This window comes from Paulownia witches'-broom phytoplasma, from assembly GCF_019396865.1.
GTDB lineage: Bacteria > Bacillota_I > Bacilli_A > Acholeplasmatales > Acholeplasmataceae > Phytoplasma > Phytoplasma asteris.
The window spans coordinates 732,133-746,592 of sequence record NZ_CP066882.1; the positions used below are offsets into that span (position 1 = coordinate 732,133).

Annotated in this window: 18 protein-coding genes and 4 pseudogenes; 12 read left to right on the forward strand and 10 right to left on the reverse strand. The window is 23.9% G+C overall.

The window, feature by feature from the left end; all coding sequences use genetic code 11:
- Positions 1-162: 162 nt before the first annotated feature.
- The 9 genes and pseudogenes from HGD80_RS03910 to HGD80_RS03950 form a co-directional block, all read right to left on the reverse strand.
- A complete protein-coding gene (locus tag HGD80_RS03910; RefSeq protein ID WP_219474632.1) occupies positions 163-1,386 on the reverse strand; it encodes a CCA tRNA nucleotidyltransferase in 1,224 nt (407 codons plus the stop codon).
- 391 nt (positions 1,387-1,777) lie between these two features.
- On the reverse strand, positions 1,778-2,215 hold the full coding sequence (locus HGD80_RS03915) for a nucleoside deaminase (RefSeq protein ID WP_264081085.1): 438 nt from the start codon (positions 2,213-2,215) through the stop codon (positions 1,778-1,780).
- 91 nt (positions 2,216-2,306) lie between these two features.
- Positions 2,307-2,936 carry a thymidine kinase gene (locus HGD80_RS03920; protein WP_219474636.1) on the reverse strand — a complete coding sequence of 210 codons (630 nt, stop codon included), beginning with the start codon at positions 2,934-2,936 and terminating at the stop codon, positions 2,307-2,309.
- A 118-nt stretch (positions 2,937-3,054) separates the two neighbouring features.
- The gene (gene rpmE / locus HGD80_RS03925) at positions 3,055-3,336 is read right to left on the reverse strand and encodes a 50S ribosomal protein L31 (protein WP_011160480.1); all 282 of its coding nucleotides are present in this window, start codon (positions 3,334-3,336) and stop codon (positions 3,055-3,057) included.
- Positions 3,337-3,497: 161 nt separating this feature from the next.
- Entirely contained in the window at positions 3,498-3,686 is a 189-nt protein-coding gene (gene rpmB / locus HGD80_RS03930; protein WP_219474638.1) for a 50S ribosomal protein L28, read from the reverse strand.
- Between the two features lie 54 nt (positions 3,687-3,740).
- On the reverse strand, positions 3,741-3,971 hold the full coding sequence (locus tag HGD80_RS03935) for a hypothetical protein (RefSeq protein ID WP_219474640.1): 231 nt from the start codon (positions 3,969-3,971) through the stop codon (positions 3,741-3,743).
- Between the two features lie 407 nt (positions 3,972-4,378).
- Positions 4,379-5,307 (reverse strand): annotated as a pseudogene (locus tag HGD80_RS03940) (IS3 family transposase).
- Between the two features lie 405 nt (positions 5,308-5,712).
- Positions 5,713-6,203: pseudogene (locus HGD80_RS03945) on the reverse strand (phase variable surface lipoprotein).
- Between the two features lie 322 nt (positions 6,204-6,525).
- Positions 6,526-7,239: pseudogene (locus HGD80_RS03950) on the reverse strand (IS3 family transposase); the annotation flags it as partial.
- Positions 7,240-7,351: 112 nt separating this feature from the next.
- Between HGD80_RS03950 and HGD80_RS03955 the strand changes: the two are divergent.
- The 12 genes from HGD80_RS03955 (at position 7,352) to HGD80_RS05260 (ending at position 13,521) form a co-directional block, all read left to right on the forward strand.
- Complete coding sequence (locus tag HGD80_RS03955) at positions 7,352-7,516, forward strand: hypothetical protein (RefSeq protein ID WP_219474643.1); 165 nt, start codon at positions 7,352-7,354, stop codon at positions 7,514-7,516.
- A 209-nt stretch (positions 7,517-7,725) separates the two neighbouring features.
- A complete protein-coding gene (locus HGD80_RS03960) occupies positions 7,726-8,046 on the forward strand; it encodes a hypothetical protein (protein WP_219474646.1) in 321 nt (106 codons plus the stop codon).
- Between the two features lie 11 nt (positions 8,047-8,057).
- Complete coding sequence (locus HGD80_RS03965) at positions 8,058-8,363, forward strand: hypothetical protein (RefSeq protein ID WP_219475655.1); 306 nt, start codon at positions 8,058-8,060, stop codon at positions 8,361-8,363.
- Positions 8,364-8,384: 21 nt separating this feature from the next.
- Positions 8,385-8,852, forward strand: coding sequence for a hypothetical protein (locus tag HGD80_RS03970; protein WP_225904343.1), 468 nt, complete (start codon positions 8,385-8,387; stop codon positions 8,850-8,852).
- A gap of 150 nt (positions 8,853-9,002) precedes the next feature.
- Positions 9,003-9,488 (forward strand): hypothetical protein, encoded by a 486-nt coding sequence (locus tag HGD80_RS03975; RefSeq protein WP_225904344.1) that lies wholly within the window; start codon positions 9,003-9,005, stop codon positions 9,486-9,488.
- 31 nt (positions 9,489-9,519) lie between these two features.
- Positions 9,520-10,245 carry a DUF2963 domain-containing protein gene (locus tag HGD80_RS03980; RefSeq protein WP_425312572.1) on the forward strand — a complete coding sequence of 242 codons (726 nt, stop codon included), beginning with the start codon at positions 9,520-9,522 and terminating at the stop codon, positions 10,243-10,245.
- Between the two features lie 159 nt (positions 10,246-10,404).
- Entirely contained in the window at positions 10,405-10,629 is a 225-nt protein-coding gene (locus HGD80_RS03985) for a UvrD-helicase domain-containing protein (RefSeq protein WP_219474650.1), read from the forward strand.
- A 184-nt stretch (positions 10,630-10,813) separates the two neighbouring features.
- Entirely contained in the window at positions 10,814-11,875 is a 1,062-nt protein-coding gene (locus HGD80_RS05240; RefSeq protein WP_225904345.1) for a 3'-5' exonuclease, read from the forward strand.
- Positions 11,851-12,396, forward strand: coding sequence for a hypothetical protein (locus tag HGD80_RS05245; protein WP_225904346.1), 546 nt, complete (start codon positions 11,851-11,853; stop codon positions 12,394-12,396). Before HGD80_RS05240 ends, HGD80_RS05245 begins: the two co-directional genes overlap by 25 nt.
- 9 nt (positions 12,397-12,405) lie before the next feature.
- Positions 12,406-13,026 (forward strand): hypothetical protein, encoded by a 621-nt coding sequence (locus tag HGD80_RS05250; protein WP_225904347.1) that lies wholly within the window; start codon positions 12,406-12,408, stop codon positions 13,024-13,026.
- Between the two features lie 44 nt (positions 13,027-13,070).
- Positions 13,071-13,229, forward strand: coding sequence for a hypothetical protein (locus HGD80_RS05255; RefSeq protein ID WP_225904348.1), 159 nt, complete (start codon positions 13,071-13,073; stop codon positions 13,227-13,229).
- Positions 13,201-13,521, forward strand: a complete 321-nt coding sequence (locus tag HGD80_RS05260) for a hypothetical protein (protein ID WP_225904349.1) — start codon at positions 13,201-13,203, stop codon at positions 13,519-13,521. The genes HGD80_RS05255 and HGD80_RS05260 overlap by 29 nt, the downstream gene beginning before the upstream one ends.
- Positions 13,522-13,756: 235 nt before the next feature.
- Here HGD80_RS05260 and HGD80_RS04000 read toward each other — a convergent pair.
- Positions 13,757-14,002 (reverse strand): annotated as a pseudogene (locus tag HGD80_RS04000) (IS3 family transposase); the annotation flags it as partial.
- Between the last annotated feature and the right edge of the window lie 458 nt (positions 14,003-14,460).

Consider the following 14,460-nt stretch of genomic DNA (forward strand, 5'->3'; position numbering starts at 1 on the left):
ATTGGTCTAGATCGGGATTGATAAAAATATGTTGATGGAAGTGTTTGTAAATGGAAATAGTAAGTTTGCATTATTACATTTATAAACAAAAATAAATTGATGTTTATAATTTTGTTATTACATAATTTATTTCATTTTATTTTTATTCATTATTTTATTTATTTATTGTTTATCTAGGATTTGATTTTGGCTAAGTACAAAATTAATTAATTGTTCTTTAATGTTGGGTATTTCTCTATTAAGTACTTTGGCAATTAGTTGTTTTTGTGTATGTTTAATCCATGTTCCTTTGGGTTTGTGGGGTAATTGTTTTAAGACTTCTTGCCAACTAAAATTAAGTTCAGTAATTGTTTTTATTGGTAAATATTGATAAATATATTGTATTTTGGCTGCTGCATAAGGTTCTTTTTGCAAAAGATAATTAATTTGATTAGCTAGGAGACAATTTTTTAATCCATGTTTAAATAAATTAAAAGTAATATTTTCCCAAAGATATAAACTTAAAGAGGCAATGTTTTGGTAGCTTTTTTTCTTTTGTTTGGTAAAAGGAAAAGATGCAAGGATTTGGTTGTTGAGTAAAAGCGACATTGACCAAAAAATTCTTCTTTTTAATTTGTGGTGTGTTTGAATGTATTTAAGTTGAGTTTCATGTAGATAAGCTAAACAAAGAATGCTTTGGTTTAGTTGGGGTAAAAATAGATGGGTTTTAGTTTCTATCATAGTTTTAAAAGTTTGGTGCCAGTTTTTGTGAGTGATGATTTTTTCGATGTGTTCATAGATTCTTTGAGAAGAAATTTTAGCTAATAAATGGTTTTTGTGGATGATAGCTTTTTGGGTAGTTTTTTCTATGCAAAATCCTAGTTTAGATTGAAAATAAAAAGCTCTTAAAATTCTTAAAGGGTCTTCTTGGAATCTAATAAAAGGGTCTTTGATGGTGCGGATCAAACCTTGCTTTAAATCTTTTTTTCCTTGTTTTTCAGGTGTGAAATCAAATATTTTACCAGTTTCATCCATTAAAAGAGCGTTAATAGTAAAATCACGTCTTAAAATGTCTTGATGGACGTTTTTGGTGAAAAAAATTTCACTAGGGTGGCGATAGTCTTTGTAAGTGCCTTCTTTTCTGTAAGTAGTAATTTCGAAAAGATAATTTTCAAAAGTTATTTTAAAGCTACCATAATTAATTTTTATTTGGGTTGTTTTTTCTGGGCATAAAAGGAGTTTTATTTGTTGGGGGGCGGCGTTAGTAGTGATGTCGATGTCTTCGTTAGCATTTATTTGGAGTAAATAATCTCTGACAGTGCCACCCACAATAAAGGCTTCAAATCCGTTTGTTTTTAAGATAGTAATTATTTTTTGAGCTGTTTTTAGTTGATTGGAATGTTTCATATTTTGGGCTTTTAGCAATATTTCTAATTTTTTTATTTTTTTGTGTTTGATTGGTTGGTTGCCTTTGATGATAAATATAGTTAAGATAAAAGTAAAATAGATAATAGATATAAATATTAAAGGTTGTTTTTAGTTTGCTTTATTATTTATTTTTTGGTAAATGTGGTTCAATATAGTATTTTTTATTAGTATTTATTTGTAATTTTAATGTAGGGTGTATTATTTAGGATGTGTCAATATTTAAGATAACAACATTTTATTATTGGCAAATTAGTTTTTTTGAAAATAAAAGACCATCGGTTGTGATGGTCTAATTTGGTTGTGATAAGAGTTTTTATTGGGTTGCTGAAATTATTTTTTTGTTTTTTGTTGTTTTTATCGGGATAGTAAATTATTTTTTTTTGATTCTTAGTTCTTGAAAAAATTTTTGTAAAAGTTGCATGCTTTCTTGAGCTAAAAGTCCTGATTGGATATTTAATTTATCCATAAAAGGCATATTTTGGATAGATGACATATCATTAAAAGAATATGATTTTTCCATGCTTGTGCCATAATAAAGGTTTTTGATGCCTGCTTGTATGATGGCTCCTGTACACATTAAGCAAGGTTCTAAAGTGACATAAAGAGATACATCATTTAAAAAACGGCTGTTTATCTTTTTGCCTGCTTTCATGAGGGCTAAAAATTCAGCGTGTCCAAAAAAAAGTTTTTTAGTGTTTCTGTTATTGTGAGCTCGTGCAATTATTTTTTGGTTTAAAATAGCGACAGCTCCGATGGGGACTTCTTCTTTGAGGTAGGCTTTTTGGGCTTCTTTTAAAGCTTCTTTCATAAAAAAAATATGTTGTGGGTTGTTATTTTCCATATTTTAAGTATTAATCCACATTCCAAACGAATTATTGAGATGAATTATTTTAGTGGAGTTATTTAGATTGGTTGGTGAAGTTTTGCCAGTTAATTTTTGTTTTGTCAATATCTGCTAAACAATGGTGTTTGCGACAACGAGGTTCGTGGTATTCTTTTCCGCCTACCAAAACAACAGGTTCATTGCTTTGAGCAGGTTTGCCGTCAATTAATCTTTGAGTGCGGTTGGCTTTTTTACCACTGATAGCACAAATTGAAGTTAATTTAGTAACGGTGTCTGCAATTGCTAATAAATAAGGCATTGGTCCGAATGGTTTTCCGCAAAAATCAAGTTCTAAACCTGATATAATAACTTCAATATTGCAGTTAGCTAAATAATCTACAATAGCGACAATGTCGTTATCTAAAAATTGGGCTTCATCTATTATGACAACATTAATTTCGGGAGTAATAAACGGGAGAATGTCTTTGCTTTTGTCAATTAAAATAGCAGGAATAGTGTTTTGATTGTGAGAAACTATTTCTTCTTTAACAGAATAACGGTCATCTATTTGTGGTTTAAAGGATAAAATTTTTTTGTTGAGTTGTAATGCTTGATTACTGCGTTGAATTAATGCTTCTGTTTTGCCTGCAAACATTGGTCCACAAACAACTTCAATAAAACCTTGCCCTTGTTCTTTTTGGCTCATTCTTTTGAACTCCTTTATAAATAAGATAATTTGAATTAATTTTTTTGGTTTTTGTGGTGTGATAGTTGGTCCAAAAGAACTTGGAGGGTGATTTGCTATTTTATTTTTTAAGTATTTATTATTTATTTTTAATCAATTCTTCGGTGGTTTCTTTTTGGTTATCAGCATTTGAAGAAACTGTTTTAACTTTTTGGTCTTGGGTAATACCATAACGTTTGTTAAATTTGTCAACTGGCCCTGCTTTAACTACAAAAGTTTGGGCGCCAGTGTAAAAAGGGTGGCAATTAGAACAAGTTTCTATTTTGATGCTAGTAACTGTGGTGCCAATTGGGTGTTGTTTGCCACAAGTTGCACAAGAAACTTCCACTGTTTCAAATTGAGGGTGAATATTTGCTTTCATGTGTTTAGGACTCCTTATTATTTTTCAATTTTTGATTTTTATTATTTTAACTTTTTGATGGGATTTTTGAACTTTTGATTTCTTATTTCTTTCTTTATCTTTATGAAAAAATCATAAAATATAAATATAAAAAATAAGAAAGAAAAGAAGGCAAAGAGTTTTTAGGCTCTTTGTAATTTGAGCTTTTTGAGTGCCCTAGCAGAGATTTTTACTTTTTGAACCTTGCCGTTTTCGTCAACAATTTTTACGTTTTGTAAGTTGGCTTTCCAAATTCTTTTAGTTGTGTTCATAGCGTGGCTACGACGATTACCAAAAAGGGTGGTTTTTCCAGTGATATAACATTTACTCATTGTTTTTCTCCTTTGTTAATTACAATATATAAGTTATTATATCACAATAAGGGTTTATTTGGATGATGTTTTTTTGTTAAAAATAAATTTATTGTTAGTTGTTTGGTTTGGGATAATTTTATATTTAGGATAGGGATTTATTTTAATTGCAACATTATTTGATTTGATTGTTTTTATGTTATTTTGCGCACGGTTATTATCTTTTTTGTCCATCATCTCCATTATATTTGTATATTTATTTGATAATTTAGTAAAATAGTTAAAGCCTTTATTTGGTTTGTACATAAACACTTTGTTTTTCTTGGATTTTTGCTATATTTTTTGCTACAATTAAAATATAATATATATTTAGATGAAACTGAGCTGTTTCCTTTTTTTAAACAAATTTAATTTTTAAAATTATTCTTTAAGACTAAAAATTAATAGATAATTTCCTATCTTTTCAAACTAAAGAAATATTTTTTTCGTTTAAAAAATTGTCTAAACTTTTTTTGATAATTCTTTAGTTTCAAAAGATATTTTTTTAATATTTTAACCCTTCACTATATAGTTAGGTAAAAAAAGTTAAAAACTCGTCAACAAAATGAAAGAAAATGATATTTTTTTTAAATTTTACTATTTTTAGGTAAAAAAAGCGCACTAAAGTAACCTTTTTCAATTTTATATTATTTTATATTAATTCAACTAAAAATTTATCTTAGATTTTGAGAATATTGAGATGGAGTTGAATGATTTAATTTGCTTAAAATCCACTTAGTATTCCAAAATTGAGGAAATTGATTGATTAATTTTTTCATTTTGTTAGAGATTTTTGAAATAAAAAAGGATTTTGATGTTGTAAGATCGTTTTCATTTGGCCGAAAAAGTTTTCAATAACGGCGTTATCACGAGGGGTGGCTTTTCTTGACATACTGATTAAAAAACCTTTTTTAGTTAGTGTTTGTTGGACTTTTTGTGATTGATAAACGGTTCCTTGATCAGAATGAATGATACAAGTTTCTTTTAATTTTGGCAGTTTTTGATGGTTTTTGAAACTAAATCTTTATTTTGTTGATTTGAAGTGTGAGAAGCAATTATTTGATTGTTAAAAGAATCGATAATACAAGAAAAATAGAGAAAAACTTGATTCGTTTTAAAATAAGTAATATCAGTAAAGAGTTTTTGAAGAGGTTTGGTGGCCATAAAATCTTGATTGATTAAATTAGGAATTATTTGGAGCTTATTTTTTAAATTACGATAAGTACAATTTTTTTGATTCTTAAACGGCAACTAATGTCGTTTTTTTTCATGATGAAATAAACTTTTTTCTTGGTGATGAATTCGTTAAAGGTTTTTTGGTATAAATCAGTGATTTTTCGATGACCGTAAAAATATTGATAATGAAGGCATAAAGCTTTAATTCTTTTTTGTTGTAACAGGTATTTTTCTCTTTTAGTTTAGTTTTAACTTTCAACCAATAATAATAAGTACTTCTTTTAATTTGAATTGTTTTTAAAATGGTGGTTAAATTAAGATTTTGATTGAATCACTTAACTAAATGAAAAACAATCTTTTTATCAGTTTTTTTAATCTTTTCAATCATTTTTTGTAATAATTTAATTTTTTGTTTTAATTTTTGCATCTTAACACCAATTATCTTTATAAATTATTTTAAATATATCAACTATTATAGCTCTAAAAGATTTTAATAAGTGCTTCAGCGCGTTCATCTTTTTGTTTCATATATAATAATCAATACTTGGTAAGGCAGTTAATTTAAAAATTAAAGTTGATTTAATGATTGAAATAAATTAAAAAAATAAAATTACCTCAAAAGAGGTTTTTATGATATCGATATAATAATGATATGAAAAATGATAATGCGATAATATCAAATATCGAGTATCATTATCATTATCGATATAAAATATCAAATATATCACTCCTTAAATGAGTTAATGTTTATATAGATTATTTTCAAAGTCAAACTGTTATAAAGTTGTTAGTAAAGTGTTATAAAACTGGTTAGTAAAGTGTCATAAAGTTGTTAGTTTTCTTTTTTTATTAAATATTTATACATAGGATGTAGTTTTTTCACCCGATAACCTTGTTTATCTTTTGTCAAAAAGAATTGAAGATATTTTAAATCTTCTTTTCGATAATAGATGATGTTTAACCTCTTCTTATAGTTAGTTTTCATTGGTTTATGATATTTATCTAGCTTTTGAGGGTCTAATTGATATAATTGTAAAGTTTCTAATTTATTGACATCAATTTTTCCAATTAATTCTTTGATACGGTTTTTAGTTTCATTTTGATAATTGATTTGTGAAAAAGAGGATAGAGGTGTTTAAGGGGGTTATTTTGGCTTTTAAGTGGGGTTAAATCATAAAGTAATAGTTTACTATTACTAGAAGAGAAATTATCATTAATTAAGGTGATTTTGGTTTGTTTCATTTCTTCTAAGATTTGAGGATCGACGAAGAGAGTTTGGTTTTTGGGACGGTAATTAGTGAGGTGTTCCTTTTTTTTAGACACTTTTTTATTTAAAAATTACTCTTTAAGACTTAAAATTAAATAGATAATTTCATATCTTTTCAAACTAACAAAGTAATTTCATTAAACTTAAAAAGTGTCTAATGTTTTTTCATAATTTGCTAGTTTCAAAAGATATTTTTTAAAATATTTTATCCCTACATTATATAGTTAGGGCAAAAAAACGAAAAACTCACCTATAAAACGACATGGGTTAAATTTTTTTACACAATAATGAGGAATTTATTGTTTTGGGTAGAAAAAAATGCATGACAAAACAACCTTTTTCAAAGGTTATAAGTTTATAATATCTGTAATTAAATATTTATCTAAAAGTTTGAAAGTATTTCAAAGGAGATAAATTGTTTAATTTAGTTAAAATCCATTTATTATTCCAAAAAGAAGGGAATTGATTGATAATTTTTTTGATTTTTCCTGGTGTTTTTTGGAATAAAAAAGGATGTTGGTTGGGTAAAATACTTTTCATCTTGCCAAAAAGATTTTCAATGACAGCGTTATCACGTGGGGTTGCTTTACGGGACATGCTGATTAAAACCCCTTTTTTAGTTAAAACTTTTTGTACTTTTAGAGATTGATAAACTTTACCTTGGTCAGAATGAATAATACAAGGATTTTTCAAAGGAGGAATTTTTTTAATGGTATTTAAAATTAATTCTTTATCTTGGCGGTTAGAGATGTGAGAAGAGACAATTTGATTGTTGAAAGAATCAATAACACATGAAAAATAAATAAATCCTTGGGGAGTGGGGAAATAAGTAACCTCGGTAAAGAGTTTTTTCATGGGCTGGGAGGTAGTAAAGTCTTGATTAATTAAATTTGGGACTACTTTGAGGTTAGATTTTAAATTTTTATGATAATATTTATTTTTTTGAGGCCTTAACTTACAACAAATATTATTTTCTTTCATGATAAGATAAACTTTTTTCTTAGTAATAAATTCGTTAAAAATTTCTTGGTATAAATCAGTAATTTTACGATGACCGAAAAAATATTCGTGTTGCAAACATAAAGCTTGAATATTGTAGGCGATTAAAGAACCATTAAAAAAACCAACTTTTAAGTTGGTTTCCTTAATATTTCTAAATACTCAAAAATATTTTTCTTATTAAATAATAAAAAAGGAGATTAAAATGGCGAGGAATTACAGACGTTCTTATTTCAGTAAAAAATCTTTTAGAAGAAATAAATTAACTTTAGGCAATTTTTTTACATATTGGATTTTACCTACATTAGGCATTGTTTTTCCTTTGATTGTTTATTTTGCTTCAAAAGGTTATTTATCAATAGCTAAATAATAAAAAGGAGGATAAAAAATGACTACAAGACAACTATTAACTTTAATTGCTCTTAGTTTTATTTTTACGTTTGCAGCTTATAAACTTGGTTTTATTGTTCCTGATGCAACTAAAATTACATGGATTAAATAATGAGTGGTTTTTTAAAAAACCACTCATTAAGAGATAATATATGAATAAATTAATTTAAAATTAAGGAGTTAATTAAAATGGATAAAAAACAAAAAATAAAAAAAGAATTTAACGAACATTGTCAATGTTGCAAAACTGATTCGCGAATAAGTGTGAATTATTCTAATGTTGCTTTATTTGGTTTAATAATGGCTTTAATGATTTTAATTAGTTTTGTTGGAATTTTTGTATCATTTGGGTTTTCGAGTTTATTTTCATTTTCTCCAATTAATCATGAAATTTTTGCAACTCTCAATTATATTTTGGGTATTGGTATTCTTTCATTTTGTTTAATAGTTCATTTGATGCCTAAATTACTTTTTCAAGAAGTAAATTATGAAAAGGTTGGAAAAGAATAAAGGAAAATTAGATGAAAAAATATAATTTATTTGATAATTTTATTTGTTTATTGATGGGCGCAATTATTGGTATATTTTTATATATTAATTTTTTTATCAAAAATAATAAAAAAATAGAAACAATCCAAAAAGATAATAAACCAGTTGAAATAATAAAGGAAATTGAAAAGCCAATAGAAATTATTAAATATGTTAATTTAACTAATTCTCAAAAATTAGATTTAAAAAATAAATTAAAAAATAATTTTATAAGTTATAATAACCAAAATTATTTATATAAAAAAGATATTGAAAATATTTTAAATAATTTTAAATAATTTTATAGAAAGGAATAATTGATGGATATGCAACAAACAATTATTAATATTGTTGAATCTAAATTATTTATTTCTTTTACTTCTTCTATCTTTGGTATTTTTATTTATTGGCTTTATTTTTATATTAAAGAATGGAAAAGTAAATATGATTTTAGTGATGAATTGCATTGTTTAGTAAATAAATATATTAAAAATGGACGAATTACTGTTAGAGAGTTTGGAGCTTTAATTAGGATAATATCTCAAATGAGTAATTACTTAGGTATATATAGAAAACATGTCGAAACAATGATTAAAGAATTTGGAGAACATGGAGGACTTAATTTTTCTGAGGGTATTTTTGATGAAAAAAATAATAATCAAGAAAATAAAGAAAATAATAATAATTTAGATGAAATTTTAAAAGAGAATTTAAAATTAAAAAATCAATTAAATAATATAAAAAATCCTTTAATTGCGGAATCTATTGATGATACTGAAAATGTTTAGTTTTAATTTTTTAAAATATTTAATTTTCTTTGAATTTAAAGATTTTTTTTATTTATTATATAGTATTTTTTATAGTATTTTTTTACTAAATCATCTTTTTTATTTGATTTTAACGTTGGTTGGAATAATAATTTTTTAATTATTTTTAATATGATAAAAAAAGCAATTGTTTTTATATGGGAAAAATTAATATTTTTAATTTATCCTTTAAAATTATTTAGTTCATTGTTTGATTTTTTAATGCAAATATTAAAAATTTTTATTGATGTTTTTGGTAGTATTATAGGTTATATAAAAAGTTCTATAACAAGTCTTACCGGTCAAAAATTAATGGACCCTAGTGAAAGTATGTGGGAAAAATTAAAAGAAATAGCAAAGATAATTTTTAATGTTACTGTTGCTGGTTCTGTTATTTATTTTTTAAAAGAAGTTAATAGTTTTCTTTTAAACTCTTTCATTAAAATAGGTGATTTGTTGTTTAAAATTGTTTTAAGAATATTAGATATTATTTCAATTGTTTTAAAATTATTTTTATTTTTGTTTAAAAAGGTTATAATAATATTGAGTTTCGTTTTATCATTTTTTATTAATTTCCTATATTTATGGGTATTTGAAAATGCTAAAAAAATTCTTTAATTATTTTTAGTAATAGAAAAGAGGTTTAAAAATGTTAAAAATGTCAAGCTTTAGAATAGGCAATAAACATTATAAAATAATTCCTTTTTTAATTACTACCGGAACATTACTGTTTTTTGTGTTTTGGATAGGTGGGCTTGCTTATAAATATCATTTAGAAACCGAAGAAAGAAGTAAATTACAAGAAGTAGATATTGAAGCAAAAGCAAGAGAGTTAAATGACGATATATATAATGAAAATCAAAAACTTAAAAAAGAAAACGAATATTTTAAACATACTCCTTATGAGTTTATAAGAGATAATGGAGAAAAAGAATATTATAATTTATTTACTCACAAATTAGTTAAAAAAATTGATAAAGATGATGCAATTTGGGAATATGATAAAAATAATGGTCTTTTGTTGAAAAAAACTGATAAATATAATAATGTTGAAGAGTATGGTTCACATGGTAAATTAATCAAAAAAACTTCTTTTTATCGTAATGATGGTAAAACACTAGATTATATTAATGAATACGATTCTCAAACAGGTAATATAATTAAATCAGAAAATTATTCAGCTGATGGTAAAACACTAGATTATATTTGGATATTTTCTCCTCAAACAGGTAAGCTTATAATTAAATCAGAAAATTATTCAGCTGATGGTAAAACAATTGACTTCATTAGAGAATATGATAATAAAACAGGTGATGAAACAAAAACAACATATTACAACCCAGACGGAACTGTTAAAGAAGTTATAAATTGTTAATCATGAATAAAAAAAAGAAAATTAATATTAAAAGTATTTCAAGACGAGCGTAGCGAACTAGGCGTCCAGCCGAAGTACAGCCAAATTAATCTATTACACCCTCCTATAAAGTCCCCTTTGGGGATTTAGGGGGTTTTTAATATTATAAAGGAGAATAAGATGTTATTTAATTTATCAAAAGAACAAAAAGATATTATTAATTCAGATGCTTCTTGCATGTATATACATGGTGGAGCTGGTTCTGGCAAAACTACTATTTTAATTGAAAAATTAAGACAAAAAGAAAAAGAAAAACCTTTAATTTTGGTAGCTACTAATGCTACTAAAAACATTATTTATGATAAATTATTTTCATCATTAAAAAGAAGATTATCCTTCTTATAATGATGATGAATTAGAAAAATATTTAAAAGAAAATTATGAAATTAGAACATTTCATAGTTTTGCTTATTCTTGTTATTTAAAATATAATATTTTTAATGAAACAGCACAACAAAGAAAATTTATTGATGATGAAACTAAATTAAATATTTAAAAACTGATTTTAAAAGAAAATCAAGATTTAAAAATGTATTTTAAAGAACAAAGAAAATATTCATTTAGAAAGCTTTTACAGGAATTAAATAATTTAATACGTTTGACTTTCCAAAAAGAAAACTGTTATTCATCTATTAAAATTGATGATAAAGTTTTAAAAAAATCTTTTGAATTGTTATTAAATTTGTTTTATGAAAAATTAAATTATTATAATTTAATAACTTTTGATGGTTTATTAATTGAAACTAGTGATTTTATTGAATTTGTTGAAAGAAATAATGGTTTAATTTATAATCGTCCTGTTTTTATTGATGAATTTCAAGATTTAAATTATTTTTATTATTTTATTATAAAAGAACTTTTATTTAATAAACCAAATTTTTTATATTGTTTTGGTGATTATACTCAAAATATTTATAGTTATTTTGGTTCTAGTGAACGTATTTTGGAACTTTTTGTAAAAGATTTTAAACCTGAAAAACATTTTTTAAATGTTAATTATCGTTCCAAAGGTATTAATATTGTTAAAGCAGCTAATGAATTAATTGATAATAAGGAATATTTACAATTATCTTTTAGTGAAAAAAAATATAGAGATTTTATAAATTTTTCTTTTTTTGATAATTTTTATCAACAAATTAATTATTTGTGTGAAAAAATTAAAAATTCTTTAATTTATTCTACAACTGTTCTTTGCCGTAATAATGCTGAATTACAAAAAATTAAAGATGAGTTTACAAAAAACCAAATCCCTTTTACTACATCTTATAATAATAGTAAAGAAAATGAAATTGTTTTGTTAACTATACATGGATATAAAGGATATGAAAAAGAATCCGTTTATTTAATTGGTTGGCAAAATCGAAATGAATCACAAGATAAAGTTTTAGAAAAAAAATTAATTTATACTGCAATAACACGTGCTAAACGTGATATTGAAATTTTAACTTTAAATGATTCTTCTATTTTTATAGATTATTTTTATTCCTTAATAAAAAAAGAATTAATTTCTGATGATTTTATAAAAGGATTAAATGATAAAATTTTTGATTTAGATTATTTAAAAATTTGTTACCTAATTCAAAAGATATAGAAAATTATGATGAATTATCTACTACTATTAAAATTTATAATGAAAAAGTTAACCAATTAGAAAAACAACATAAATTTAATCAAATTACTGAATCTTATTATAAGAAATGTTATTTAAAATTATGTTTTTTATTTAAGGAAATTTCTAAAAATATTTATAAAGTAAATAAAAAAGATAATGGTTATGAAACTCGTTTAAAAGGGTTTAATTATTTTATGTTTGAACCTTTGGAACGAATTAAATATTATAAAAAACATTTAAAAGAAAAAAAAGAAGAAAGGTATTTGTCATTAAGTGATGATGATTTGAAATTGGATTATTCTTTAAAAAAGCAATTAAAAGAAAATAAATTGCAAGAAATTAAACCAAAATCAAAAATTTTAAGGCATTATCGAGATTCTTCTCAAAATGCTAAGGATAAACTTTTATATAATTTCAAAGATTCTAAAAAAATATCTTTTATTACTTTGGCAGCTCCTTATGATGATTTACAAGGTAAAACTATAAAATATACTCATTAACCTGATATTATGGGGCAAGTAAGGAAACGTTTTATTCGTTTAGTGAGAAAAAGTTATTTATCAAATCTATTTCAACAATTCTCTCAAAACGATTTGGTTTATTCTAAAATGCAAGATTTTCGTTATTTTTGGTCTTTAGAAACTACTAAATTAGGAGTTATTCATTATCATATTATTTTTAATATTGATGTTTTAAATTCTTTTGGTGGATATTCTCGTTATTTGTGTACTGATAAAGATTATGCTTTGGGTTTAAAAAACCGACCTATTAAAGGAAATAAGAGTATTTTTTATGATGATTATTTAATGCATAAAATAGATGAAAAAGGTAATATTAAAATACCTCAAAATTATTATGAGAAAAAGAATGTTAAAGTGCCAAAAATTATTTTGCTTTGGGCTAATGCTTATGCATCTGTTATGAATAAAAATAATATAAAACATTATAAACATTTAAATCCAATTAGTCAAAACGTGCAAATTTTTAGACCATCAAAAAAAATCTTTTATTTGAAAAAATTGAAATTAGTAAATGTAAAACTTTTTATAAAGGTACTTTTGATAAAAAAGATTATGTCAATAAAATTGTTTCATATGTTAGTAAATATGTTTCTAAAAATGATAAACTAATTGAAACAAATTCTAATAAAGGAATTGATTTTTATAGTCGTCATTTGTTTGGATTTTCTCGTACATGTTTTACTTGTCCGCAAAAATCTTTTTTGGCATTATTTCCTTATGATATAATTAAAGAAATAGAATTAAGTCCATTTCCAATTGTTAATTTTAACTTTTCTAATATATTTGATTGGAATATTAAACAAAAGAGTTAATGGAAGAAATATTAAAATTCCACATAATTTAACTTTGTTGTGTAAATCTTATATGAATTCAGATCAATTTCAAAATTCTAATTATTTTAGTTTAAATTTATCTGGTATTCAACCAAAAAATCATTTTCTTAATAAGAATTTTCAAAAATATTTTAAGTTACAAAAACTTAAATTAAAACTTAAAAAAGATTATGAAAAAAAAGATATTAAAATATTAAATAAAGTTGAATGTCAATATTGGTATAGATATCTTGAAAATAATTATATTCAAAGTTTTCAACTTTCTCCTTAATTTAATTTGATTAAATTATTTTAAATTCAATATTTTTAATTAATTTTGCTGTCTAATTATTGGACGGCTTTTGTTGTTGGGAAAAAATAAATAAAATTATTTATAAATTTTAAAAACTTAAAAAAACTTTAAATTATTAAAATTATTAATGCTATAATATAAGTAATAAGAAAAAGATTTTTTTAAAAAGAAACAATATTTTGAAAAAAACTCAGTAATCGCCTACAAAAAACCCTTGAATGCGATGTTGTTGCAAAAAATATTTTGTTTGTTTTAATTTTAACTTTTTTTCAATTTTTAGCCAATAATAATAAGTACTTCGATTAATACGAATTGTTTTTAAAATGGTAGTTAAATTTAGGTCTTTGACAAATTGTTTAACCAGTTGAAAAACAATTTTTTTATTAATGGTTTGAATATGGAAAATCATATTTTGTAATAATTTTATCTTTTTCTTTAATTTTTGCATTATTAACACCAATTATCTTAATATTTTTTTTAATTCCAAAAATAATTATAACTAAAAAATGCATTCAATTTTTATTTTTTTAAAATATTTATTAAATTACTAAATCTAAAAGTATTCAAAGACGAGCGTAGCGAACTAGGCGTCCAGCCGAAGTACAACCAAATTAACTCTTACCCTCCTCCTATAAAGTCCCCTTTGGGGATTTAGGGGGTTTTTATAATACATAAATTTGTTAAAATTATTAATGACCTTACATATATTTTTTTCAGAGATTCGTAATATGTAAGGTCATTTTTATACCCAAACGTACATATAAATATATGTTGTAAAACAAAATATTACTGAGTATTTACGACATAGAAGGGCTTGTCTCTATGGCGGTTGCAATTGTTGCAAGAAATTATTAATTTTATTAGGTTTTTTAAGTAATATTCAATTTATCATTTACAACAAAAAAAACCTTTATTTGT